At 62.6% G+C, this 23,085-nt stretch carries 22 protein-coding genes; 4 read left to right on the top strand and 18 right to left on the bottom strand.

Features of this window, described 5'->3' with window-relative positions; translation table 11 throughout:
- Positions 1 to 30: 30 nt before the first annotated feature.
- The 3 genes from mscK (at position 31) to trxC (ending at position 5,410) form a co-directional block, all read left to right on the top strand.
- Positions 31 to 3,339, top strand: coding sequence for a mechanosensitive channel MscK (mscK, locus tag QQ992_RS26265; protein WP_286111610.1), 3,309 nt, complete (start codon positions 31 to 33; stop codon positions 3,337 to 3,339).
- 45 nt (positions 3,340 to 3,384) lie between these two features.
- Positions 3,385 to 4,845, top strand: a complete 1,461-nt coding sequence (selO, locus tag QQ992_RS26270) for a protein adenylyltransferase SelO (protein ID WP_286111611.1) — start codon at positions 3,385 to 3,387, stop codon at positions 4,843 to 4,845.
- 130 nt (positions 4,846 to 4,975) lie between these two features.
- On the top strand, positions 4,976 to 5,410 hold the full coding sequence (gene trxC, locus QQ992_RS26275) for a thioredoxin TrxC (protein ID WP_286111612.1): 435 nt from the start codon (positions 4,976 to 4,978) through the stop codon (positions 5,408 to 5,410).
- Here the strand turns inward: trxC and QQ992_RS26280 are convergent.
- Both QQ992_RS26280 and QQ992_RS26285 read right to left on the bottom strand, forming a co-directional pair.
- Positions 5,407 to 6,180 carry a ParA family protein gene (locus tag QQ992_RS26280; RefSeq protein ID WP_286111613.1) on the bottom strand — a complete coding sequence of 258 codons (774 nt, stop codon included), beginning with the start codon at positions 6,178 to 6,180 and terminating at the stop codon, positions 5,407 to 5,409. The genes trxC and QQ992_RS26280 overlap by 4 nt on opposite strands.
- A gap of 76 nt (positions 6,181 to 6,256) precedes the next feature.
- Positions 6,257 to 7,156: a LysR family transcriptional regulator gene (locus QQ992_RS26285; RefSeq protein WP_060498030.1), complete on the bottom strand. Its 900-nt coding sequence runs from the start codon at positions 7,154 to 7,156 to the stop codon at positions 6,257 to 6,259.
- Between the two features lie 165 nt (positions 7,157 to 7,321).
- Here QQ992_RS26285 and QQ992_RS26290 point away from each other — a divergent pair, with 165 nt between their 5' ends.
- Positions 7,322 to 8,506 carry an MFS transporter gene (locus QQ992_RS26290; protein WP_286114006.1) on the top strand — a complete coding sequence of 395 codons (1,185 nt, stop codon included), beginning with the start codon at positions 7,322 to 7,324 and terminating at the stop codon, positions 8,504 to 8,506.
- A gap of 10 nt (positions 8,507 to 8,516) precedes the next feature.
- Here QQ992_RS26290 and QQ992_RS26295 read toward each other — a convergent pair whose 3' ends face one another.
- From QQ992_RS26295 to QQ992_RS26370, 16 genes are all read right to left on the bottom strand, one after another.
- Complete coding sequence (locus QQ992_RS26295) at positions 8,517 to 8,987, bottom strand: type II secretion system protein M (protein ID WP_286111615.1); 471 nt, start codon at positions 8,985 to 8,987, stop codon at positions 8,517 to 8,519.
- Entirely contained in the window at positions 8,984 to 10,096 is a 1,113-nt protein-coding gene (gene gspL, locus QQ992_RS26300) for a type II secretion system protein GspL (protein WP_286111616.1), read from the bottom strand. The genes QQ992_RS26295 and gspL overlap by 4 nt, the downstream gene beginning before the upstream one ends.
- Positions 10,089 to 10,922, bottom strand: a complete 834-nt coding sequence (locus QQ992_RS26305; RefSeq protein ID WP_286111618.1) for a type II secretion system minor pseudopilin — start codon at positions 10,920 to 10,922, stop codon at positions 10,089 to 10,091. The genes gspL and QQ992_RS26305 overlap by 8 nt, the downstream gene beginning before the upstream one ends.
- A 20-nt stretch (positions 10,923 to 10,942) precedes the next feature.
- On the bottom strand, positions 10,943 to 11,521 hold the full coding sequence (gspJ, locus tag QQ992_RS26310; protein ID WP_286111619.1) for a type II secretion system minor pseudopilin GspJ: 579 nt from the start codon (positions 11,519 to 11,521) through the stop codon (positions 10,943 to 10,945).
- On the bottom strand, positions 11,508 to 11,900 hold the full coding sequence (gspI, locus tag QQ992_RS26315; protein ID WP_286111621.1) for a type II secretion system minor pseudopilin GspI: 393 nt from the start codon (positions 11,898 to 11,900) through the stop codon (positions 11,508 to 11,510). The genes gspJ and gspI overlap by 14 nt, the downstream gene beginning before the upstream one ends.
- Entirely contained in the window at positions 11,869 to 12,333 is a 465-nt protein-coding gene (locus QQ992_RS26320; RefSeq protein ID WP_286111623.1) for a GspH/FimT family protein, read from the bottom strand. Before QQ992_RS26320 ends, gspI begins: the two co-directional genes overlap by 32 nt.
- On the bottom strand, positions 12,330 to 12,776 hold the full coding sequence (gspG, locus tag QQ992_RS26325) for a type II secretion system major pseudopilin GspG (RefSeq protein ID WP_286111624.1): 447 nt from the start codon (positions 12,774 to 12,776) through the stop codon (positions 12,330 to 12,332). The genes QQ992_RS26320 and gspG overlap by 4 nt, the downstream gene beginning before the upstream one ends.
- Position 12,777: 1 nt before the next feature.
- Entirely contained in the window at positions 12,778 to 13,983 is a 1,206-nt protein-coding gene (gene gspF / locus QQ992_RS26330) for a type II secretion system inner membrane protein GspF (RefSeq protein ID WP_286111625.1), read from the bottom strand.
- A gap of 2 nt (positions 13,984 to 13,985) precedes the next feature.
- A complete protein-coding gene (gene gspE / locus QQ992_RS26335) occupies positions 13,986 to 15,437 on the bottom strand; it encodes a type II secretion system ATPase GspE (RefSeq protein ID WP_286111626.1) in 1,452 nt (483 codons plus the stop codon).
- Entirely contained in the window at positions 15,434 to 17,275 is a 1,842-nt protein-coding gene (gene gspD / locus QQ992_RS26340; protein ID WP_286111627.1) for a type II secretion system secretin GspD, read from the bottom strand. The genes gspE and gspD overlap by 4 nt, the downstream gene beginning before the upstream one ends.
- Positions 17,272 to 17,679, bottom strand: coding sequence for a hypothetical protein (locus tag QQ992_RS26345; RefSeq protein WP_286111628.1), 408 nt, complete (start codon positions 17,677 to 17,679; stop codon positions 17,272 to 17,274). The genes gspD and QQ992_RS26345 overlap by 4 nt, the downstream gene beginning before the upstream one ends.
- Before the next feature lie 88 nt (positions 17,680 to 17,767).
- Positions 17,768 to 18,280 carry a cytochrome b gene (locus tag QQ992_RS26350; RefSeq protein ID WP_286111629.1) on the bottom strand — a complete coding sequence of 171 codons (513 nt, stop codon included), beginning with the start codon at positions 18,278 to 18,280 and terminating at the stop codon, positions 17,768 to 17,770.
- A gap of 54 nt (positions 18,281 to 18,334) precedes the next feature.
- Positions 18,335 to 19,804: an N-acetylglucosamine-binding protein GbpA gene (gene gbpA, locus QQ992_RS26355; RefSeq protein WP_286111630.1), complete on the bottom strand. Its 1,470-nt coding sequence runs from the start codon at positions 19,802 to 19,804 to the stop codon at positions 18,335 to 18,337.
- Between the two features lie 120 nt (positions 19,805 to 19,924).
- Positions 19,925 to 20,272, bottom strand: coding sequence for a YgiW/YdeI family stress tolerance OB fold protein (locus tag QQ992_RS26360; RefSeq protein WP_019098288.1), 348 nt, complete (start codon positions 20,270 to 20,272; stop codon positions 19,925 to 19,927).
- A gap of 116 nt (positions 20,273 to 20,388) precedes the next feature.
- Positions 20,389 to 21,453, bottom strand: a complete 1,065-nt coding sequence (hemE, locus tag QQ992_RS26365) for a uroporphyrinogen decarboxylase (protein ID WP_060498045.1) — start codon at positions 21,451 to 21,453, stop codon at positions 20,389 to 20,391.
- Between the two features lie 129 nt (positions 21,454 to 21,582).
- Complete coding sequence (locus QQ992_RS26370; protein WP_016712489.1) at positions 21,583 to 23,001, bottom strand: FAD-dependent oxidoreductase; 1,419 nt, start codon at positions 22,999 to 23,001, stop codon at positions 21,583 to 21,585.
- Positions 23,002 to 23,085: the final 84 nt, after the last annotated feature.

Consider the following 23,085-nt stretch of genomic DNA (forward strand, 5'->3'; position numbering starts at 1 on the left):
GTTTCTGCCGGATCCACAAGTAGTCTGCCTATGTCCCTGCGCGTGTACCTTCGCACAGCCCTGCTCGGGCTGTGCCTGTTCCTTTCCTTTGCGGCCACTGCCGCAGAGGCCCCGACCACCGCCAGCATCCAGAACAGCCTCGACAAGATCGCCGAGCGCAAGCTGCCTGAGGCTGACCAGAAGGCCCTGCAGCAGGTGCTCGAACAGACCTTGAGCCAGCTCGCCAGCAAGGAAGACAGCGAGAAGAAGCTTGCCGCACTGAAGCAGCAGTTGGCCGGGGCCCCGAAAGAAACCAGCGACAGCCAGAAAGAGCTCGCCAGGCTCAAGGAAAGCAAGCCCCAGCCCGTCGCCCAGCGTTATGCCACGCTGAGCGTGCCGCAGCTTGAGCAGATGCTCAGCGAGCGCAACACCCAACAGGGCGAGCTGCAAAAGGCGCTGTCCGAAGCCAACAGCCTGATCATCAATTCGCAAACCCGCCCGGAACGCGCCCAGGCCGAAATCAGCAACAGCCAGGCCCGTACCCAGCAGATCAACAATATCCTCAAAACCGGCAAGGACGGCGGCAAATCCATCAACGCCGACCAGCGCAACCAGCTCAATGCCGAGCTGGCCTCGCTCAACGCGCTGACCCTGCTGCGCCGCCAGGAACTGGCCGGCAACAGCCTGCTGCAAGACCTGGGCAACGCCCGCCACGACCTGCTGATCGAACGCGCCACGCGCCTGGAGCAGGAAATCCAGGACCTGCAGACCCTGATCAACGACAAGCGCCTGGCCCAGTCCCAGGAGGCGGTAACCCAGCAGTCCATCGAAGCCCAGAAGGCCGGCGGCAGCAGCCTGCTGGCCACCGAAAGCGCGCTTAACCTCAAGCTTTCCGACTACCTGCTGAAAAGTACCGACCGCCTGAACGAACTGACCCAGCAGAACCTGCGCACCAAACAGCAACTGGACAGCCTGACCCAGGCCGACCAGGCGCTGGACGAGCAGATCAACGTGCTCAAGGGCAGCCTGTTGCTGTCCAAGATCCTCTACAAGCAGAAACAGACCCTGCCGCACCTGAAGGTCGACCGCGACCTGGCCGACCAGATCGCCGACACCCGCCTGTACCAGTTCGAGGTCAACCAGCAGCGCGAGCAAATGAGCAGCCCGGTCACCTATGTCGACAAACTGCTGGCCGCCCAACCGCAGGAAGAGGTGACGCCTCAGCTGCGCAAGGCCCTGCTGGAAGTGGCGATCAACCGTAGCGACCTGCTGGAGCGGTTGAACCGCGAGCTGTCGGCACTGCTGAACGAATCGATCACCCTGCAGCTCAATCAGAAGCAGTTGCTGGGCACCGCGCAGAGCCTGCGCACCACCCTCGACGAGCAGATGTTCTGGATCCCCAGCAACAAGCCGCTGGACTGGGACTGGCTGAGCTATGTGCCAGAGCGCCTGGCCGACCAGGTCGCCAACCTGCCGTGGGGCTCGGGCCTGAAAGAACTGGCCGACGGCCTCAGCCAGCGCCCGCTGCTGTTCCTGCCATTGCTGCTGGTGATTGGCGCCTTGCTGTGGCGGCGCAAGTACCTGTACCAACGGCTGGGCAAGGTGCACCAGGACATCGGCCACTTCCGCCGTGACAGCCAGTGGCACACGCCCCAGGCAATCCTCATCAATATCCTGCTGGCGATGCCGGTCAGCCTTGGCCTGGCGCTGTGCAGCTACGCCCTGCAGATCGATGCACGCGGGCAGAACGCCAACCTGGGCGCCGCCCTCTGGCAACTGGCCCAGGCCTGGCTGGTGTTCTACACCGCCTACCGCATCCTCGCCCCCGGTGGCGTGGCCGAAATCCACTTCCGCTGGCACAAGCCGCAGGTCGAGTTCCTGCGCGGCTGGGTGCGTCGCCTGGGCACCGTGGTGCTGGCACTGGTCGGTGTGGTGGCGGTGGCCGAGCACCAGCCCTCGGCGCTGGCCGACGACGTGCTGGGGATCGGCGTGGTGCTGACGTGCTACGCACTGATGGCCTGGCTGCTCAGCCGCCTGCTGCTCAGCAGCCCGGCACACCGCGACACATCCCTGTTCCGCAAAGCAGTGGGTGTGGCCTTCACCGCCCTGCCCATCGCCCTGTTCGTCGCCGTGTGCTTCGGCTACTACTACACCGCGCTGAAGCTTACCGACCGGCTGATCTACACCCTGTACCTGCTGCTGTTCTGGCTGGTGATCGAGGCCGCATTCGTGCGTGGCCTGTCGGTCGCGGCACGGCGCCTGGCCTACCAGCGGGCGCTGAGCAAGCGGGCGGCAGCCAAGGAAGGGCTGGATGGCGAAGTCATCACCGAAGAGCCGACACTGGACATCGAGCAGGTCAACCAGCAATCGCTGCGCCTGATTCGCCTGGCCCTGCTCGGCGGCTTCATCGCCGGCCTGTACTGGGTGTGGGCAGACCTGATTTCAGTGTTCGCCTACCTCAACAACTTCGTCCTCTACGAATACACCAGCGGCACCGGCGCCGCCGCCAGCATGGTACCGATCAGCCTCGGCGACCTGCTGGGTGCGCTGGTGATCGTCGGCATCACCTTCGCCCTGGCCGGCAACTTGCCGGGCCTGCTGGAAGTGCTGGTGCTGTCACGCCTGAACCTGGCCCAGGGCAGCGCCTACGCCACCACCACGCTGTTGTCGTACACCATCGTCGGCGTCGGTATCGTCAGCACCCTGTCCACCCTGGGGGTGAGCTGGGACAAGCTGCAATGGCTGGTGGCTGCACTGTCGGTGGGCCTGGGCTTCGGCATGCAGGAAATCTTCGCCAACTTCATCTCTGGCATCATGATCCTGTTCGAGCGCCCGGTGCGCATTGGCGACACCATCACCATTGGCAACCTGTCCGGCACGGTCAGCAAGATCCGCATCCGCGCCACCACCATCACCGACTTCGACCGCAAGGACATCATCGTCCCCAACAAGACCTTCATCACTGGCCAGCTGATCAACTGGTCGCTGACCGACACGGTCACCCGGGTGACGCTGAAGCTGGGCATCGACTACGGCTCCGACCTGGACCTGGTACGTGACCTGCTGCTCAAAGGTGCGCATGAAAACCCACGGGTGCTCAAGGACCCTGAACCGATCGTGTACTTCCTCAACTTCGGCGAAAGCTCGCTGGACCACGAGCTGCGCATGCACGTACGCGACCTGGGCGACCGCAACCCGACGCTGGACGAGATCAACCGCTACATCAGCCGCGAGTTCAAGGCGCACAACATCAAGATCTCGGTGCGCCAGGTCGAGGTATTCCTGATGGACCCCAACGGCGGCAAACAGCAGTTGATTCCGATGGAGCAGCCCAAACCGGATGGCACTGCACCGGCCTGAGTGGGCTCGAATGCTTTATTCTGTGCTGAATCTCAGGAGCAGCCCGTGAAAGCCCTCGACCAACTCACCTTCGACAACCGCTTCGCCCGCCTGGGCGATGCGTTCTCTACCCAGGTCCTGCCAGAACCCATCGCAGACCCGCGCCTGGTCGTTGCGAGCGAGTCGGCCATGGCGCTGCTCGACCTCGACCCCGCCCAGGCCGACCTGCCGGTGTTCGCCGAGCTGTTCAGCGGCCACAAACTGTGGGAAGAAGCCGACCCACGGGCGATGGTGTATTCCGGCCACCAGTTCGGCGCCTACAACCCGCGCCTGGGCGATGGCCGTGGCCTGCTGCTGGCCGAAGTGCTCAACGACAAAGGCGAACACTGGGACCTGCACCTGAAGGGGGCCGGCCAGACCCCGTATTCGCGCATGGGCGACGGCCGCGCTGTGCTGCGCTCGTCGATCCGCGAGTTCCTCGCCTCCGAAGCCCTGCACGCCCTCGGCATCGCCACCAGCCGAGCGCTGTGCGTAGTCGGCTCCAGCACCCCGGTATGGCGCGAAACCCGCGAAAGCGCTGCCATGCTCACCCGCCTGGCGCAGAGCCATGTGCGCTTCGGCCATTTCGAATACTTCTACTACACCAAACAGCCCGAGCAGCAGCGCATGCTGATCGACCATGTACTGCAGCAGCATTACCCTGAATGCCAGGATGCCGAGCAACCGTACCTGGCCATGTTCCGCACCATCGTCGAGCGCAATGCCGAACTGATCGCCCGCTGGCAGGCCTATGGTTTCTGCCACGGGGTGATGAACACCGACAACATGTCGATCCTGGGCATCACCTTCGACTTCGGCCCCTACGCCTTCCTCGACGACTTCGACGCCAACTTCATCTGCAACCACTCCGACGACCGTGGCCGCTACAGCTACGCCAACCAGGTGCCCATCGCCCACTGGAACCTCAGCGCGCTGGCCCAGGCCCTGACCACGGTGATCGAGGTGGAGCCCCTGAAGGAGGCACTGGGGCTTTTCTTGCCGCTGTACCAGGCCCATTACCTGGACCTCATGCGCCGCCGCCTGGGCCTGACCACTGCCGAGGATGACGACATGGCGCTGGTCGAGCGCCTGTTGCAGTGCATGCAGCGCGGTGGCGTGGACTACAGCCTGTTCTTCCGCAAACTGGGCGAGCAGCCGGTTGCGGAGGCGCTGAACGTGGTGCGCGATGATTTCATCGACCTGGCCGCTTTCGATGCCTGGAGCGCAGATTACCTGGCCCGCTGCCAGCGCGAACCCGGCAATGCCCAAGGGCGCCGTGAACGGATGCATGCGGTGAACCCGCTGTATGTGCTGCGCAATTACCTGGCGCAGAAAGCCATCGAGGCGGCCGAAGCGGGGGATTACAGTGAAGTGCGGCGGTTGCATCAAGTGCTGACCAGACCGTTCGAGGAACAGCCTGGAATGCAGGCCTACGCCGAACGCCCGCCTGAGTGGGGCAAGCACCTGGAAATCAGCTGCTCGTCATGAACCCTGGGGCCGCTGCGCGGCCCTTTCGCGACACAAGGCCGCTCCTACAAAAAGCACGCATTCCCCTGTAGGAGCGGCCTTGTGTCGCGATGGGCTGCACAGCAGCCCCAAAAAAAACCAAGGAGATGAAATGTCCGACCCACTGGTAATCCCCTGCCCCCACTGCAACGGCCTCAACCGCCTGCCCGCCGAGCGTCTGAGCGATGCCCCGAAATGCGGCCGCTGCAAGCAAGACGTGCTGCTGAGCACCCCTTTCGAGCTCACCGAAGCCAGCTACGCCAGCCAGATCAAAGGCGACCTGCCCCTGCTGGTCGACATCTGGGCCGACTGGTGCGGCCCATGCAAGTCCTTCGCCCCCACCTTCGAACAGGCCGCCCGCCAACTGGCCGGCCGTTGCCGACTGGCCAAGCTCGACAGCGAAGCCAACCGCAACCTCGCCGGGCAACTGGGCATCCGCTCGATCCCCAGCCTGCTGCTGTTCAAGAACGGCCGTGAAATCAGCCGCCAGGCCGGGGCATTCCCACTCCAGTCGTTGCTGGAGTGGGTGCATAGCCAAGGGGTTTAAGCGTTCTCTTCGAGCAACGAATGCAACTCGACAAACTGCTGCGTCAGCTTGTGCTTTGGCTCCAGGTGAATCAGCGGCAGGCTGGCATGGTGCGATTCACGCATCTTCACCGAGCTGCCCAGGTACACCGGTAGCACCGGCAGGCCTTCGGCCAGCAGTTCGTCGAGCATCTGCTGCGGCAGGCTGGCGCGGGACTGGAACTGATTGACCACGATGCCTTCGACCATCAGGTCTTCGTTGTGGTCATCCTTGAGGTCTTCGATCTCGGCCAGCAGGCCGTACAGGGCCTGGCGTGAGAAACTGTCGCAGTCGAAGGGAATCAAGACGCGATCGGCGGCGATCAGTGCAGAAACCGCGTAAAAATTCAGCGCTGGTGGAGTGTCGATGTAGATCCGGTCGTAATCCTCATCCAGCTCGTCCAGCAGCTTTCGCAGCTTGTTGATCTTGTGCTTGGCCTCAAGCTTGGGCTGCAAGTCGGCCAGTTCTGCCGTGGCGGTAACCACATGCAGGTTGTCGAACGGGGTTTCGTAGATATCGACCTTGTTCTTCTTGCTGAACGGCCCGCTGGACAGGCTTTGCTTGAAGAAGTCGGCAATCCCCATGGGGATGTCCTCGCCGGTGAGGCCGGTGAGGTACTGGGTCGAGTTGGCCTGGGCATCCAGGTCGATCAACAGGGTCCGATAGCCTTCATTGGCACTGACCGCCGCCAGGTTGCAGGCAATGCTCGACTTGCCCACGCCACCTTTCTGATTGAACACCACGCGCCGCATGATTGACCTCCGTGTTTCAACGAATGCCCGAGTATGTGGCGGCACTGCGGCAATGGCCAGTGCCATTTGACCGGCATCAGCCCTGGCCGACCACCTGCCCGGTCAACAGCTCGGCAAATGCCTTGGCCATCACCGAATGACCGCGCTCGCGCTGCACCAGCCACACCGCCGACATCGCCCCCTCATCCAGCAGCGTGCGATACACCACCCCTTCAATGCGCATGCGCTGGAACGACGCCGGCAACACCGACACCCCGAGCCCTGCCGACACCAGGCCGATGATGGTCATCGCCTCCCCCGCCTCCTGGGCAAAGTGCGGGCTGAAACCCGCCTGTCGTGCCAGGCTCAGCAACTGCGCATGCAGGCCGCTGCCGTAACTGCGCGGGAAGAACACGAACGGCTCATGGGCCAACGCCGCCATGTACACACCCTGGTCAGAGCCCTCCGCCAGCGGATGCGAAGCGTTGATAACCGCCACCAGGGGCTCGCGGAACAACTCCGTGGCCACCAGACCTTCCGGCAACGGCATCGGCCGCATCAACCCGACTTCGATGGACTCGTCGAACACCCCTTCGGCGACATCGCGGCTGCTCATTTCCTTGAGGTTCAGGTGCACCGCCGGGAAACGCTGGCGAAAGGCATGGATGGCCTTGGGGATCTTCGAGGTGAAGGGTGCCGACGAGGTAAAGCCAATCTTCATCTCGCCCAGTTCTCCCAGCTGAGCACGCCGGGCCACATCGGCCGCCTTCTCCACCTGCGCCAGCACCTGACGCGCTTCCTCAAGGAACAACCGCCCCGCCTCGCTCAGCTCCACCCGACGGTTGGTACGCTCGAACAGGCGAGCCCCCAGCTCCTGCTCCAGGGCCTGGATCTGTTGGCTCAGTGGCGGCTGCGAAATGCCCAGCTGCTGCGCGGCACGGCCAAAGTGCAGCTCTTCGGCCACGGCGATGAAGTAACGCAGATGGCGCAGTTCCATGATCGGCTCCAAACAGGTCGTAAAACATCTCAAATAGGTCGAACAATATATTGGATCTAATCATTAGCCAGCTATATGCTTTTTTCATTGCGCCAGAGGTACCCGTCCGTGAAAACTGCTGTAGCCCCCCTTCCCGCAGAGCCAGAACCTGCCCCCCTGAACGAAATGTGGATCGAGAAAGGCACCCCCGCCTTCATGAAGACCGTGCTGGCCCTGTTCAGCGGCGGCTTCGCCACCTTCGCCCTGCTGTACTGCGTACAGCCGATGATGCCGCTGTTGTCCAAGGAATTTGCCATCAACGCGGCGCAAAGCAGCCTGGTGCTGTCGGTGTCCACCGCCATGCTGGCATTCGGCCTGTTGATCACCGGCCCTATCTCTGATCGCATCGGGCGCAAGCCGGTGATGGTCTTTGCATTGGTCTGCGCCGCCCTCTCCACCTTGGCCAGCGCCGTGATGCCGAGCTGGGAACTGGTACTGGCCACCCGCGCATTGGTCGGCCTGTCATTGAGCGGCCTGGCGGCAGTGGCAATGACTTATCTCAGCGAAGAGATTCACCCGCAACACATCGGCCTGGCCATGGGCCTGTACATCGGGGGCAACGCGATTGGCGGCATGAGTGGGCGGCTCATCACGGGCGTATTGATCGACTTCGTCAGCTGGCACACGGCGATGCTGACCATCGGCGGCCTGGCGCTGGTGGCCGCGCTGGTGTTCTGGAAGGTATTGCCCGAATCGCGCAACTTCCGCCCACAGTCGATGAACCCGCGTAGCCTGCTGGACGGCTTTGTCATGCACTTCAAGGATGCCGGCCTGCCTTGGTTGTTCCTTGAAGCCTTCCTGCTGATGGGGGCCTTCGTCACCCTGTTCAACTACATCGGCTACCGCCTGCTGGCTGAGCCCTACCATATGAACCAGGCGCTGGTCGGCCTGCTGTCGGTGGTGTACCTGTCTGGCATCTACAGCTCGGCGCAGGTCGGCGCACTGGCGGACAAGCTGGGCCGGCGCAAGGTGTTCTGGGCCAGTATCGTGGTGATGGCAGGTGGCTTGCTGATGACCCTGGCCAGCCCGCTGGTCATGGTGATCGTCGGAATGCTGGTGTTCACCTTCGGCTTCTTTGGCGCGCACTCGGTGGCCAGCAGCTGGATCGGCCGCCGGGCGCTGAAGGCCAAGGGGCAGGCGTCGTCGCTGTACCTCTTCAGCTATTACGCAGGCTCGAGCGTGGCGGGTACGGCAGGCGGGGTGTTCTGGCACCAGTGGGGCTGGAATGGCATCGGGCTGTTCATTGGCAGCTTGCTGGCGGTGGCGTTGCTGGTGGCCTTGCACTTGAGCAAGCTGCCCCCCAAGGCATAGGCGCCCGTGCTCAGGCTTCGGGCAGCGCCATCAGCAAGCGCGCCTGAAGCAGCTCGCCTTCGGCTTGCAACTGGATGTTCAGCGCTTCGCCACCGTCATGCTCCAGTACGTGCAGCCAGGCCAGCACTGCGGCGGCGGGCCCCTCCAGGCCGACATCTACCTGCCCAGCCTTGGCTTCCAGGCTGACGATGTGAACCCCTGCCGCCTTGGCACGCTCGTTCAGCCCAGCCGGTGTCAGCAACTCGACGGCGCCAGGCGACCGGCGCGGCCCCTGTACAATTCGCTGCAAGGTGGTCGCCAGCTCATGCTCACGCGCCAGCGCTTGTTCCGCTTGCTGCATGCGGGCCTGCCCTGGCAACCAGAGGAGCTGGCAGATCACGATCGACAGCAGGCCCCACAACGCTGCGCTCAACAGCGCACGCCGACCTGCCGGTATCTCTTTCCACTGGCGAACCCATGCATGCTCGTTGAGGTGTTTCATTCTGCCTCCTGCCAGGCAAGGGTTGCCCGCACGCCTTGGGCAGTCTGTCGCCCCTGTTCCATCCGCATGCTGGCAACACGCTCCCCTAGCCGTTCGAGATCGTCAAAGCCTTGAGCGATGACATCGACACGCCAGCCCTGCCCGGCTGTCGTTTCCGCTCGTTCGATCACCAGATTACCGCTGCTGACCAGCTGCTCGGAGAACTTCGCGAGCTGCTCCACAGCAGTCGACTGTTTGGGCATGTGTTCCAGCAACCGGATTTGCGTGGCCAAATCGCCTCCGGCCAGCTGTTCAGGTGCCCAGCGTTGCAGCAGCCGAACATTGTCGGTGTGCTGCAGTGATACCTGACGCATCAACCACTCGGTTCGCCAGTATTCAGCCAGGCAAACCACCAGCAATGCCAGCACCACACTACCTGCCATCGCTTGCCATGCCGGCGCACTGCGCCGTCGGCACAAGGTGCCCTGGCGCAGGTCCACGGCGCCAGCTTTACCCTGCACCAGCAGTTCCACCGCACTGTCGACCTCCTGATCGCAGCAGTGCGCACCCATTGCCCCTGCCTCGGCTATCCAGGGTATCGACGCATGGCTCTGCTTCAGTACCTGAGCAGCCTGGGCACTGACCGCAAGGCGCGCACCTTCGGTGCCTCCCAGCAACCAGCGCCCCTCGAACCACAGGGCACATGCTTGTGCGGCACGCAGCAGATCGGCATCGACGTGCACCGCGACCGGGTCGATACCCTGCTCAAGCAGCAGCGACATCAGCGGGCGCAGGCGTTCCAGCGCTATCACCAGCACCTTTCGCCGCCCCTCATCATCCTCTGGCCCGAACGCCAGGTGCGAGGCCTCCAAAGGGGCTGCCAACTGCTCTTCGGCCGCATAACCCAACACCTCCCGGCTGGGGCGCCTGCCCGGCACTGGCCCGACCCTGCAGTACCCCGCCAGCTCCATCGGCAAGACGAGCACCACGCCAGCATCGGCCAATGCCGGTGGCAGGTTGCCCAACGTCGACCGACAAAGCTGCCCCTGCGCTGTGCGCACAAGCACCGGCCATGTCCCGTCGGCTGCGGCCATACCCTCCGCCAGTAGAAACAGGTAAACATCACTCATCTGGCATTTGCTCCGGCTGTGCAGAAAAAACACGACGCAACACACGCACCTGATGCGTGTTCAGGTCGATCTCAAGGTCGCTGTACAGGTAACCAACATTGCCTGCCAGCGCTGCGCGCACCTCCAAGCGGTACCAGCGGCTGGTCACCGACAGACCATGGCTGTCGATGCCAAGGCCGACCAGACGCGGCTGCGCCAGAAACTGCTGAACGCTGGCAAAACCCTCTTCGGGCCGTTCGCCTATCAAATGCCGGGCCGTGGATGCGTCCACACCTTCAAGGCCTTCGAGCACTTGCGCCAGGGCGGTATTGACGTTGAGCCCCGCATTCGCAGGCAACGCCACAACCCATGGCCGCAGGCGTGTCATCACGTCATCATCAACCCCTGGCAGGGTGCGCAACTGGCTAGGGTCGAGCATGCGTTGGCCTGCCAGAGAATTCAGCACTGGCGCCTCGATCTGCAGCGCACGGCATAACCGCTGCCAACGCTCTAGCAGCACAGGGTCGAGATTTTTCCGCGCGGTCAGCGCAGCGATGTTGAAACGCCCGGAAAGGTCTTCCAGACGCAGGCGAACCTGCCCCTGCTCCAGGTCCAGCAACCGGGCTTTCGCCCAGGGCTGAGCGCCATGGGTCACTTGCAACAGGGTCGCAGCCTGCTGTTTCAGGTGCACCAAGGCCTGTCGTTCCCCCGCATGCGCCAACTGCAGCAGGCGCGAGGCATCGATTTGCTGCCTGACGCTACCCAGCATGCCTTGATGGCTACGCAACATGTTGGCAACCAGCACGGTCAGCAACGCCATGACCAACAGCACGGTGATTAGCGCCACGCCCCGCTGCCGAGAGTTCTTCACAGGCTTGCCCCCGCCATTGGCAGCACGCGGCGTATGCCCTGGAAACGCCGGGTCGAAAGCGTGATTTCGAGCGCCTGTGGCGGCTGCGCAGCCGTCCAGCTGGAAACCCAGCCACCCTCTGCGCCATACATACGCCAGCGCAACGCCACAATACCGTCGAGCACGCGCTGCGGGCGTACCTGCCCATGCTCCAGCGTACGCCGCTGGCGCCACAGCACACCGTCTTCCAGCCAGTATTCAACAACCCTCAGCTCGCTGCGCGGCAGGGGCTGCCGATCACGCTCGGCACCCAACAACCAGCTCACCCGATGCGGCGTCAACAAGATGCCGTGGGCCATGCCTTTCTTGCTGCTCGTGGGCCAGTACCCTTGCAGTGCATCCCGCTGCATCACACTCATGGCCCGCCCCAAGGCGCGCAATTCGTCGGCGTGGGCCTGGCGCGCTGCATCGGCCCGGGTGAATGCAGCCAGCAACTGGCTGGTACCCGCCGCCAACAAGGCGAAGATGGCGACGGCCAGCAACAACTCCAGCAGGGTAAAACCGCGTTGGGTACAGGCTGGCTCACGGCGCGGCATCGACGACCTCCTGCCAGCCCACCGTGTGATGAAGTGGCTGCCGATCCGGCGCCAAACCGACACTCACGTTCACTTCGACGAGGGACGCATCAGCCAGAGGATGCCTCGCCTCGACCAACCACCAGGTACGCTCATCGAACCGGACCTCCAGGGTGCGCCGCTGTGCAGCCACAGGCGCGTGCAGGCGCAGCTCAGCAAGGTGGTTATCGGCAATCCAGCTGGCGAACAGCCGGTCACGCAGGCCCTGCGACTGTTCCAGCACATGCTGGCTGGCGGTCGTCACAGCTGCCGCCAGCACGGCAAAAACAGACAGCGCCACCAGCACTTCCAGCAACGTAAACCCACGTTCAACGTTCGAGCCAGGGGTCATTGAGGCCATCGCTTGATACCTGGGCCAAGCTGACGCCAGCCTCATGGAATGACAACGAAAACGGGGTGTGCTCGTCGCTACGGGAAAACACCAGTTGCGCAGTGCCTTCCAGCTTGCCGGGCATCACTGCCAGCCCGTCGATTTCGAGATGCAGGTCCAGCCCGGTGTCCCGGCGCTGCCCCTGCACTGCCACGCTGAGCCCTTCACCCGTCACTAGCCGATAGCCGCGGGGGTCAACGTGCACAGCCAAATCCCGCCCTTCCAGGACCGCCTGCTGCCTGGCGTACTGGACCAGTTGCAGAAACAGGACGGCTTCCTGCCGCGCCAACCGTTGCGGGCTCTGGCCCACTTGTAGCCCGGCCATGGCCAGGACTACGCCTACCAGCAGCAACACCAGCATGATTTCAAGCAGGGTGAAGCCTCGCGACCGGCGCTGCCTCATTCGACCCAGTTACCGATATCGGCATCCGCGTCTTCACCACCGGGCTGGCCGTCGGCCCCCAAAGAGAACAAGTCGTATCCCTGGCCTGATCGCGTACCTGGGTTGGCGTACTGATAAGGCGCCCCCCACGGGTCCATCGCCTGACGCTTGAGGTAGCCTTGCACGCTCCACTGCCGGGGCAGTGGCGCCAGGGTTGGGCGCCGGACGAGCGCCTCCAGGCCTTGAGCCGTGGTGGGGTAGCGCCCATTGTCCAGGCGGTAGATTTCCAGCGCCGTGGCAATGGACTGAATATCGGTACGCGCTGCGGTGAGCTTGGCATGGTCCGGGCGGCTCATCACATTGGGCAGCACCAAGGCACCGAGTACCCCCAGGATGATCACCACCACCATGATTTCAATAAGCGTGAAACCGCGTTGCGCGCGACGTGCAAAGCCGTAGGACATATCAGTTGACCAGTTGGTTGAGGTTGAGAATGGGCAGCAGGATGGCCAGCACGATGAACAGCACGATGCCGCCCATCACCAACAGCATCAGGGGTTCACACAGGCTCACCAGGAGGGTTATACGACCTGCCAGTTGCCTGGCCTGAAGATCGGCGGCACGCTCCAGCATGCCGTCCAGCTCTCCGGCACGCTCGCCACTGGCGATCATGTGCAGCATTAGGGCGGGCATGGTCTCGCTGCGTGCCAGGCTATGGGCCAGCGTTGCGCCTTCGCCCACTTCACGCACAGCGGCCTGCAAGCGTTCGCGAAGAACCAGGTTGCCCACCACACCTGCCGCGATGTTCATGGCATCGACCAGCACGACGCCGCTGCGCCCCAGAATTGCCAGGGTGCTGATGAAACGCGCGGCTTCACTGGCCAGCACAAAACCGGCGTAACCGGGTATGCGCAGGACCATGGCATGCCATTGCCTTCGTCTGGCGGGTTTGCGTAACAGCAAGACGACCGCTGTAGCGCCTGTCAGCATCACCAGCAAGGCCAACAGCCCAAAGCGGCCGAAGGCATCGCTGAGTGCGATCAGCACCTGCGTTGCCAGCGGCAACTGCGCCTGGTCGCGGGCAAACGCCTGCACCACGTCCGGCACCACATAGCCAAGCAGAAACCCCACCACCAGCAGTGCCACGACCGTCAGGATCAAGGGGTAAAGCATCGCCAACTGCACTTTCTGGCGCAGTGCCCGCTGTTCCTCGCCATGCTCAGCCAGCCGTTCCAGTACGCCGGCCAGGTGCCCTGAACGCTCCGCCGCCTCGACCGTGGCGCGGTAGACCAACGGGAATGCGGATGGGTAATGTGCCAACGCATCGGCAAAGGTATTACCTTCGGCGACCCGCTCAGCCACGCCAAGCAACACCTGCCTGACCAAACGCTGGCCGCTTTGCGCAGCCACAGCCTGCAATGCTTCAGTCAGCGGTATGCCGGCCTGCAACAGCGTTGCCAGTTGCCGGGTCAGCAGGCAGCGATGCACGAGGGAAAGGCGATTGCGTGCAACCCGCGCGGCAAAGGGCGAAGGCTGTAATTCTTCGATCATCAATACCGACCAGCCCTGCTCGCGCAACTGCTGTCGGGCCTGGCGTGCACTGGCTGCCTCTAGCGTGCCGCGCTGACGCGTGCCTTCGATGCGCTGAGCCTGATACCGGAAAACCGCCATGCTCAGTCCTGGCCTGTGACGCGCAGCAGTTCCTCGACACTGGTCTGCCCTTGGCAGACACGCTCGATACCGTGCTGAAACAAGCTGGTCGAGTGCGGGCACAGCAATGCCCGCATCTGTGCCAGGGATGCGCGGCCGTGAATAGCCTGTGCCAGCTGCGGGGTGATCACGACCATTTCGTGCAACGCCACACGCCCGCTGTAGCCCAACTGGCACAGCTCACAACCAACAGCGTGGTAAAGCTGCCGCGGTAAGTCATCGGGATTGCCCAAGGCAGCGGCCATGGCGTCATCCACCTCGCACGCGACCTTGCAATGCGGGCACAACACGCGCACCAGGCGCTGAGCCATGACACCGGCGAGCGATGAGGCGAGCAGGCAGGTATCCACCCCCATGTCCGCCAACCGCATGATGGCGCCCAGTGCACTGTTGGTATGCAAGGTCGACAGCACCAGATGGCCCGTCAGCGATGCCTGCACGGCAATTTCGGCCGTTTCCCTGTCACGGATCTCACCCACCATCACGACATCCGGGTCCTGCCGCAGGATCGCCCGCAGCCCGCGTGCAAAGGTCATCTCCACCTTGCTGTTGACCTGAGTCTGGCCGATGCCCGGCAAGTGATATTCAACCGGGTCTTCGACGGTGAGAATGTTGCGCGACTCTCGGTTCAGTACCGACAACGCCGTATACAACGTGGTGGTCTTGCCAGAGCCGGTAGGGCCGGTCACCAGGAAAATGCCGTGGGGTTTGTCCAGCAATGCCAGGAACGCCTTCTGCACAGAGGGCTGCATCTGCATGTGTTGTATGTCCAGGCGGACCGCCTGCTTATCCAGCAAGCGCATCACCACCCGCTCCCCATGGGCCGCAGGCAAGGTGGACACACGCACATCCACCTCATGGCCTGCCAGCCGCAAGCTGATGCGGCCATCCTGTGGCACACGTTTTTCGGCAATGTCCAGGCGCGCCATAACCTTGATGCGCGATACCAGCAGTGCCGAGAGCGCCCTGGGCGGCGTGAGCACTTCGCGCATGACACCGTCGATGCGCATGCGAACACGTAACTGCTGCTCGAAGGTTTCCAGGTGGATATCGGAAGCGCGAGACCTGACCGCTTCGCTGAGCAACGCATTGAGCAACCGGATGATCGGCGCATCGTCCTGTTGATCGAGCAGGTCACTGGCCTGCGGCAAGCCCTCAGCCAAGCGTGACAGGTCGATGTGGTCATCCAGCTCCTGGATAACCGACTGTGCCGCATCCTGGGCGCCGCCATAGCAACCGGCCAGGTGGATGGCAAACGCGTCATCGTCCACCACCCGCAGCGGAAAATGCTGCCCGACCACGCGCAACGCTTCGGAAAGCGACTCCAGCGAGGCGCCGTTACGCATCAGCAACGTGTGGCGGTCTAGCAAAATGCCAAAACGCCGGGCAAAGCCGAATGGAATCAGATCGCTCACCGGCCAGGTTCCTCGCCCATCGGTGCAGGGCGCGCCTCGAACATTTGGCGGGGGTCTTTCGGTACTCGTGCCGGGTCGGACGCCTGTACGTCGCCATAGGCGCGGCGGCCGGACTCGATCAGGTCTTCCTGGGTACGCAGGACGGTAGGCCTCAGGAACACCATCAGGTTGGTCTTTTCCTGAGTGTCCCTGGTCCAGCGAAACAAGCCACCGAGCAGCGGGATGCGGCTTAGCAACGGCACTGCGCGCTGCTCTGTCCGCACGCTGTCCTTGATCAGGCCGCCGATCACGATGATCTCGCCGTCCGCAGCCAGGATGGTGCTCTTGAGCGTCCGCTTGCTGGTGATCAGGTCACCCTCGACCGTGCCAGGTGCCAGTTCGGAGCTTTCCTGTTCGACTTCCAGGCGCAAACTCCTGCCCTCATTGATGTGCGGGCGCACCTTCAGGCTAATACCGATGTCCTTGCGTTCCACGGTCGTGAACGGGTTGTCGGCGCCACTGCCTGAGGTGGTGTACGAGCCGGTCTTGAAGGGCACGTTCTGCCCCACCAGGATCTGCGCCTCCTGGTTGTCTAACGTGAGCAGGCTGGGGGTGGACAGCAAATTGCTGCGGGTATTGCTGGCCAACGCGGAAACCAGCAGGCCAAAACGGTCAGAACCCAATGCCAGTGCCGCGCCGCTCGGCAGTGCCTTGTCTGCGCCCAGCAGGTCAGCCCACGCCACACCGCTGTCGGGGAATGTCACGCCGCCCTTGAGGCTGCCTGTATCTATTCCCCACTGCAGCCCCAAGGCCTCATTGATATCCCCGCTGACCTCGACGATGGCCGCATGTATCAGCACTTGCGCACGCGGCTGGTCAAGTTGCTCGATGATCTGTACCACATTACCCAATGTCTGGGGCTCGCCCAGAAGCACCAGCGCATTCTGGCTGACATCGGCCTTGACCATGGCCCCTGCCGCAAGCGGCTGGCCCAAGGTTTCAGTACCTGCCTTGCCATCCAGCCGTTTGCCCACTTCACTGAGCACCTCGGCCAGTTGCTCGGCATTGCCATGCTGAAGGCGTACCACTCGCCAGTTCTGCGAACTGGCAGGCGCGGGCACATCCAGCTCGCGGGCCAGGCGGGCAAGGCGTTGCCGGGACTTTTCCGGGCCGAGTATCAGCAGGCGGTTGCTGCGCGAGTCGGACAGCACCCGCACACCACTGTCCGGGCCGCCCGCCGAAGCCTCTACCACAGGCAACACATCCACGGCCTGTGCGGTACGCAAGGTCACCAGCTCATAGTCATGCCGTTGACCGCTGTCCAGTTGCGCCACCAGGCTTTGCAGGCGCTCCAGGTTTGCAGCCGAATCGGTAACGACCAAGGCATTGGCCGAACTGGACGGGCCAATGTAACCATTGCTGGACACCAACGGCCTCAGCAAGCCCGCCAGGTCAGCGGCAGTGCTACCGGACAAGCTGAACACGCGCGTGGTGAATGCGGCAGGAATGGCATCGACTTGCTGGTTGGCCCAGGCTTTTGCCTCACTCGCCGGCAGCACCAGCAAGCGATCACCATCGTTTACCGCGGCGAACCCTTGCGCATTCAGCACCGAGTAGAACAGCCGGCGCACGCCCTCACGATCGTGCGCTTCATTGGACAAGACGGTAATCCGGCCCTGCACACGCGGGTCGAGCACAATCGTCTGGTCAAGAATGGCCCCGACTTCGCGCACCACATCGCGCACATCGGCATCGCTCATCGCCAGTTGCCAGGTCGGCGCATCAGCCAGGGCCAGCGGGCAGGTCAAAGTCAGACAGGCCCCGAACGAGGCCCCCCGTAGAAAGCGTTGAAATGTCATTGCACCTCCCGCAGCAGACGGGGTGAATTGGCAGAGGCAGGACCACGCGCGGGAGTACTGCCCGATTGAACGAAGACGTTGGCGCGGCTGCCGGGCAACGCCAGCCTTTGCTCGCGCTCACCGTCCCAAAGGGTGATGGACCGCACGTCGATACGACGCAACACGCTGCCGCCCGGCATACGGTCGCCAACCCGGTACAGGCTTTCACCCTCGCGGCTTGCAACCAGCGCACCGGCATGGCCCAGGCTCGGGACGAAACACGCCTTGAGAACCAGTTCGGCCTGGCTGGCAGCCTGGCCGACAGGCGCGCTGTAACCAAACGCCAGTGCCAAGGTTGCCGTGGGTAATGGCTTCTGGGCTGTCGGTGCGGGGGCGACCTGCTCCTGCCCGACACGCTCAGCCATGGGGCGAGTTGTTTCCCGCACGACCAGAAAGGCAATCGCCAACAGGGGGGCAGCCACCCAGGACAGGATCGAAAACGGCTTCATTGGCTCAGGGCAACATCCGGCGAAGCACCTGCCGCCCAGAACACTCGTGCAGAATGACGGCCCCGACATGCAGCGCCACAACCAGGGTCAGCACCACGTTGGCTGCAACATGCAGCTTCAGCCAGGCACTGAGCCATGACGGGTCGCTGATCAACGGCGAGATGGCAAACCATCCAAACACGTCGATTGCGCGGTCCATCATCAGTACGCCAGATAACAGCACCAGCGCGGTCAGCCAGTACATACCCTCGTGTACAGCATGGGCAGCCCGACGCGCCCGAGGGTTCTCATTCAGCGCACCCGGCCTTGCCTTGAACAATCGCACCAGCCAACGCAGCAAGAAAACCGGGATGAACAGCGTGGTCAGCCCGACATTCACGAAACCGACCAGATGGGCAGTGGCGGGTTCGACATCAAAGCCGGCAACATAAAAGCCACTGACCAGCGCCCAGCCGATCACCAAGGCAGAGACCCAGTGCAACAGGATCTGCTGCCAGCAATATTTGTGTATTTGCATCGAAAATACCGTGTTGTGCCCTGGCCGCTACTCCGGCTGCCAGGGCACATTCCTTCAGCGCTTGATCCAGGCGTCTTGCCAGTGGCTGCCTACACCCGGCTCATATTGGGTGGCACTTGCCGAATAGCTCTTGCACCAGCCCTCGAACGGGAACGGCTTGCACTCGAACACTTCACCCGTCTTCGGTTGCAGGACACGTGTACCGGCCTTGTAGCTTGCAATCGATTGAGGGAAGACAAAGTCGTGGCCTTCGCCACCCGCAGCCTTCAGCTGAACCGTGCGCTCTTCCTGCAGCAGGATGCGCCCGGCCTTGTTCACACCGACCACCTTGAGCAGGTGCTCGCCTGCCACAGTGTCCGCCTGCAGCATCATTGGACGGGTGGTGGCGTCCACGTCCTGGCGAGTGAAGCCGACTTGCTGGTTGGCACTGTCGAACAGCCGCGCACTGACCTGCAAATTACGGTTGGTCATCACCGTGAAGTCCAGGTTCGCCTTACCGTCTGTCAGTGTGTACTCAGGCTTCAGGTCATGCAGGTGCAGGTAACTGTCATCGACAGGCACGCCTTCGATGTCCAGCTGATAACTGCTGATGCCCGCCTCGTGTTTGGCGAAGATCGTGTTGCTGCCCTGAACGGGCTTGATGTTGCCGTCGCCATCAAGGAGGCCTGCCTGGACCAGGGATTGGGTTTCATTGATGCGCTTGGCGAGCTTGTAGGACCAATTGGGCGCAAGGCCTTCTTCGGCGCTTTCGATGACGATGGAAACACTGAACTGAGCGCTTTCCGAACCCGCCACGAAGGCGCGCGCTTTAACTTTGTCGCCAACTTGCAGGTCACGGTGCGGATTGATACTGCCAACTCGCGGCCACTCCGGGGCAGGACCACCTTCCGCCTGAATGTCCACGTCCATCACATCGTGGAACGCCATTGCGGTATCGGCTACTGTCCACACACCCAGTATGGCGTGATGCCCGGAACGGTCTGCTGGCAGCGTGCAATGATGCTTTTCAATGGCTGGGCCACTGGTGGGTTGCCCCTCTCCACGAGCCGGCTGCCCATGCCCATCGACGGTACAGAATGGCGCCGACTCGAACGCATCGCGCCCCAAAGGCGCATTCGGGTTCCACCCCGCTTTGGTGATGAAGTACTCCCAACCCGTCGTCTTGTGCCCTTCCGTGTAATACCACTCGAAGGCGACCTCACGCTGCTTGATAGGCGTCAGTGACCAGCGGTTGGCAGACTGTTCATCCAACGGAGCAAAGTCGGACTTTACGCCACCACTGGCGAGCTTGCCATCGGCCGGGCCACGGGCTGGAAAGCCTTTCTCGGCCTCCCCGACACTCTGTGGCTCGTACATCGCTTGGCCACACCCGGTATTCGACCCAAGTTGGCACGCATACGCCCTGGACGGCGGTTCACTGGTGTAACCATGCGCACTGGCCATTTGGGCATGCATGCCCACCCCGGCAATCGCCAACCATGCGCTGCTGGCAACAACCCTTCGTAGATGCTTTCGTGTACTCATGACGCACTCCAAACTGCTGAGTTTGCGTCGGGGGCTCCCGACAGGAGTGCGTCATTCTAAAAATGCGAAAGGCTGCAAAACATAGGAAAATTCCTGCCAATCAGCAGGCATCTTCATGAATCAGTTGATGATCTCGACAATATCCACGTCAACCTCGCGGCTCATCAGGTGCTTTTCCACTTCACCGGTCAGCTTGACCTTGGTCTTGTCGTTGAACGGCGTCGGCGGCAGGTCTTCGTCATCGATCTCGACGGTGATGGTGCCGGTGTTGTCCTTGAATTCGTACTTGTCGTCGTTGTTGATCTTCTTGGTCACGAAGCCTTGCAGCACAACCGGGGTGTCATCGGCAGCGTCGTTGGCAGCGGCAACAGTAGTGACCGACTGAGCGCCGGGGCCGGTATAGCTCGCAGCCAGTGCGGCGGTGCTAAACAGAGGGGCGAGGATCAGGGCGAGGTAACGTGCTTTCATGAGGATCGGGTCCTGTTTGGGTTTCGATGGGACCAGATTAGCGACAATCGCTGAATTAAAACTTAATGCGACAAAAAGCCCGGCACAGGGCCGGGCTTGAGTGTTCAGCCTTCAGATCACTGATGATACTGCGCCGACAGCTCATGCACGGCGTTGATGAACACACCCGCGTGCTCCGGGTCGACTTCCGGAGTAATGCCGTGGCCCAGGTTGAACACATGGCCCGTGCCGTGCCCGTAGCTGGCCAGGATGCGCGCCACTTCCTGGCGGATGGCTTGCGGCTTGGCGTACAGCACGGTCGGGTCCATGTTGCCTTGCAGGGCCACCTTGTCACCCACGCGGCGGCGTGCGTCGCCGATCTCGCAGGTCCAGTCCAGGCCCAGCGCATCGGCGCCGGCTTCAGCGATGCTTTCCAGCCACAGACCACCGTTCTTGGTGAACAGGATCACCGGCACCTTGCGCCCTTCGTGCTCACGGATCAGCCCGCTGACGATCTTGCGCATGTAGGCCAGGGAGAATTCCTGGTAGGCCGCCGCCGACAGATTGCCGCCCCAGGTGTCGAAAATTTGCACAGCCTGGGCACCGGCCAGAATCTGGCCATTCAGGTAGCTGGTCACCGACTGGGCCAGCTTGTCCAGCAGCAGGTGCAGGGCTTGCGGGTTGTCGTAGGCCATGGCCTTGGTCTTGCGGAAGTCTTTCGACGAGCCGCCTTCGACCATGTAGGTGGCCAGGGTCCACGGGCTGCCGGAGAAACCGATCAGCGGCACACGGCCGTTGAGTTCGCGGCGAATGGTGCTGACCGCGTCCATCACATAGCCCAGGTCTTTCTGTGGGTCGGGGATTGGCAGCGCTTCGATGTCGGCCGGGGTGCTGATGACCTTCTTGAAACGCGGGCCTTCGCCGGTTTCGAAGTACAGGCCCAGGCCCATGGCGTCGGGGATGGTGAGGATGTCCGAGAACAGGATCGCCGCGTCCAGCGGGTAGCGGTCCAGCGGCTGCAGGGTGACCTCGCAGGCGAACTGCGGGTTCATGCACAGGCTCATGAAGTCACCGGCCTTGGCGCGGCTGGCGCGGTACTCCGGCAGGTAGCGGCCGGCCTGGCGCATCATCCACACCGGGGTGACGTCTACGGGTTGCTTGAGCAGTGCACGCAGGAAACGATCGTTCTTCAGGGCAGTCATGTCGGCATCCGGAAAAATAGTGCGGGCATTTTCTCAGACGCACAAAGAAAAGGCACGGCTCATTGCCGTGCCTTTTCTCTATGGGTATGTCCTGGATCAATAGATTTTGTATACAAAATCTAAATGATTTCAGACTTCGAGGTAGTCCAGGATGCCTTCAGCAGCCGTACGCCCTTCGAAGATGGCCGTTACCACCAGGTCCGAACCGCGCACCATGTCGCCACCGGCAAACACTTTCGGGTTGCTGGTCTGGTGCTTGAACTTGCCTTTCTCCGGCGCCACCACGCGACCTTGGCTGTCCAGCTGGATACCATGCTGCTCGAACCACGGCGCCGGGCTTGGACGGAAGCCGAAGGCGATCACCACGGCATCGGCCGGCAGGATCTCTTCAGAACCCGGGATCGGCTCGGGGCTGCGGCGGCCACGGGCATCCGGCTCGCCGAGACGGGTTTCGACCACTTTCACGCCTTCCACCTTGTCTTCGCCAACGATGGCGATTGGCTGGCGGTTATAGAGGAACTTCACGCCCTCTTCCTTGGCGTTCTTCACCTCTTTGCGCGAACCCGGCATGTTGGCCTCGTCACGGCGATAGGCACAGGTCACCGACTTGGCGCCCTGACGGATCGACGTGCGGTTGCAGTCCATCGCGGTGTCACCACCGCCCAGCACCACGACCTTCTTGCCCTGCATGTCGACGAAGTCTTCCGGCGATTTCTCGAAGCCCAGGTTACGGTTGACGTTGGCGATCAGGAAATCCAGCGCGTCATGCACGCCTGGCAGGTCCTCGCCCGGGAAGCCACCCTTCATGTAGGTATACGTACCCATGCCCATGAATACGGCGTCGTACTCGGCGAGCAGCTGTTCCATGGTGACGTCCTTGCCCACCTCGGTGTTCAGGCGGAACTCGATGCCCATGCCGGTGAAGACTTCGCGGCGGTTGCTGAGCACGGTCTTTTCCAGCTTGAACTCGGGGATGCCGAAGGTCAGCAGGCCACCGATTTCCGGGTTCTTGTCGAACACCACCGGGGTCACGCCGGCACGCACCAGTACGTCGGCGCAGCCCAGGCCAGCAGGGCCGGCACCGATGATGGCGACGCGCTTGCCGGTTGGCTTGACCTTGGACATGTCCGGACGCCAGCCCATGGCGAAGGCGGTGTCGGTGATGTACTTCTCCACCGAACCGATGGTCACCGCACCAAAGCCGTCGTTCAGGGTGCAGGCACCCTCGCACAGGCGGTCTTGCGGGCACACGCGGCCGCACACTTCCGGCAGGGTGTTGGTCTGGTGCGACAGCTCGGCGGCGGCCAGGATGTTGCCTTCGGAAACCAGCTTCAACCAGTTGGGGATGAAGTTGTGTACCGGGCACTTCCATTCGCAATACGGGTTACCGCAGCCCAGGCAGCGGTGCGCCTGGTCCACGGACTGCTGCGGCTTGAACGGTTCGTAGATTTCCACGAACTCTTTCTTGCGCTGGCGCAGCAGCTTTTTCTTCGGGTCCTTGCGGCCCACTTCGATGAACTGGAAGTCGTTGTTCAGACGTTCAGCCATTTTTCAAAACCTCTTTACAGCAGCTGCAAGCTACACGCTGCAAGCCGCAAGACGATCACTTAAGCCGGGCAAACCTCGTACTGC

Source organism: Pseudomonas kurunegalensis (genome assembly GCF_030291635.1).
In the GTDB taxonomy this organism is placed as follows: domain Bacteria; phylum Pseudomonadota; class Gammaproteobacteria; order Pseudomonadales; family Pseudomonadaceae; genus Aquipseudomonas; species Aquipseudomonas monteilii.

What these genes read in the sequence shown, in the direction of transcription:
- gspJ (WP_286111619.1), bottom strand. Translation starts at nt 11,521, where the DNA reads ATGCCGCGCCGTGAGCCAGCCTGTACCCAACGCGGTTTTACCCTGCTG.
- trxC (WP_286111612.1), top strand. Translation starts at nt 4,976, where the DNA reads ATGTCCGACCCACTGGTAATCCCCTGCCCCCACTGCAACGGCCTCAAC.
- gspG (WP_286111624.1), bottom strand. Translation starts at nt 12,776, where the DNA reads ATGTCCTACGGCTTTGCACGTCGCGCGCAACGCGGTTTCACGCTTATT.
- QQ992_RS26285 (WP_060498030.1), bottom strand. Translation starts at nt 7,156, where the DNA reads ATGGAACTGCGCCATCTGCGTTACTTCATCGCCGTGGCCGAAGAGCTG.
- QQ992_RS26320 (WP_286111623.1), bottom strand. Translation starts at nt 12,333, where the DNA reads ATGAGGCAGCGCCGGTCGCGAGGCTTCACCCTGCTTGAAATCATGCTG.
- QQ992_RS26295 (WP_286111615.1), bottom strand. Translation starts at nt 8,987, where the DNA reads ATGAAACACCTCAACGAGCATGCATGGGTTCGCCAGTGGAAAGAGATA.
- mscK (WP_286111610.1), top strand. Translation starts at nt 31, where the DNA reads ATGTCCCTGCGCGTGTACCTTCGCACAGCCCTGCTCGGGCTGTGCCTG.
- gspD (WP_286111627.1), bottom strand. Translation starts at nt 17,275, where the DNA reads ATGACATTTCAACGCTTTCTACGGGGGGCCTCGTTCGGGGCCTGTCTG.
- QQ992_RS26280 (WP_286111613.1), bottom strand. Translation starts at nt 6,180, where the DNA reads ATGCGGCGCGTGGTGTTCAATCAGAAAGGTGGCGTGGGCAAGTCGAGC.
- QQ992_RS26360 (WP_019098288.1), bottom strand. Translation starts at nt 20,272, where the DNA reads ATGAAAGCACGTTACCTCGCCCTGATCCTCGCCCCTCTGTTTAGCACC.
- QQ992_RS26345 (WP_286111628.1), bottom strand. Translation starts at nt 17,679, where the DNA reads ATGGCTGAGCGTGTCGGGCAGGAGCAGGTCGCCCCCGCACCGACAGCC.
- gspL (WP_286111616.1), bottom strand. Translation starts at nt 10,096, where the DNA reads ATGAGTGATGTTTACCTGTTTCTACTGGCGGAGGGTATGGCCGCAGCC.
- QQ992_RS26350 (WP_286111629.1), bottom strand. Translation starts at nt 18,280, where the DNA reads ATGCAAATACACAAATATTGCTGGCAGCAGATCCTGTTGCACTGGGTC.
- gspI (WP_286111621.1), bottom strand. Translation starts at nt 11,900, where the DNA reads ATGGCCTCAATGACCCCTGGCTCGAACGTTGAACGTGGGTTTACGTTG.
- gspF (WP_286111625.1), bottom strand. Translation starts at nt 13,983, where the DNA reads ATGGCGGTTTTCCGGTATCAGGCTCAGCGCATCGAAGGCACGCGTCAG.
- hemE (WP_060498045.1), bottom strand. Translation starts at nt 21,453, where the DNA reads ATGACTGCCCTGAAGAACGATCGTTTCCTGCGTGCACTGCTCAAGCAA.
- QQ992_RS26290 (WP_286114006.1), top strand. Translation starts at nt 7,322, where the DNA reads ATGTGGATCGAGAAAGGCACCCCCGCCTTCATGAAGACCGTGCTGGCC.
- gbpA (WP_286111630.1), bottom strand. Translation starts at nt 19,804, where the DNA reads ATGAGTACACGAAAGCATCTACGAAGGGTTGTTGCCAGCAGCGCATGG.
- QQ992_RS26370 (WP_016712489.1), bottom strand. Translation starts at nt 23,001, where the DNA reads ATGGCTGAACGTCTGAACAACGACTTCCAGTTCATCGAAGTGGGCCGC.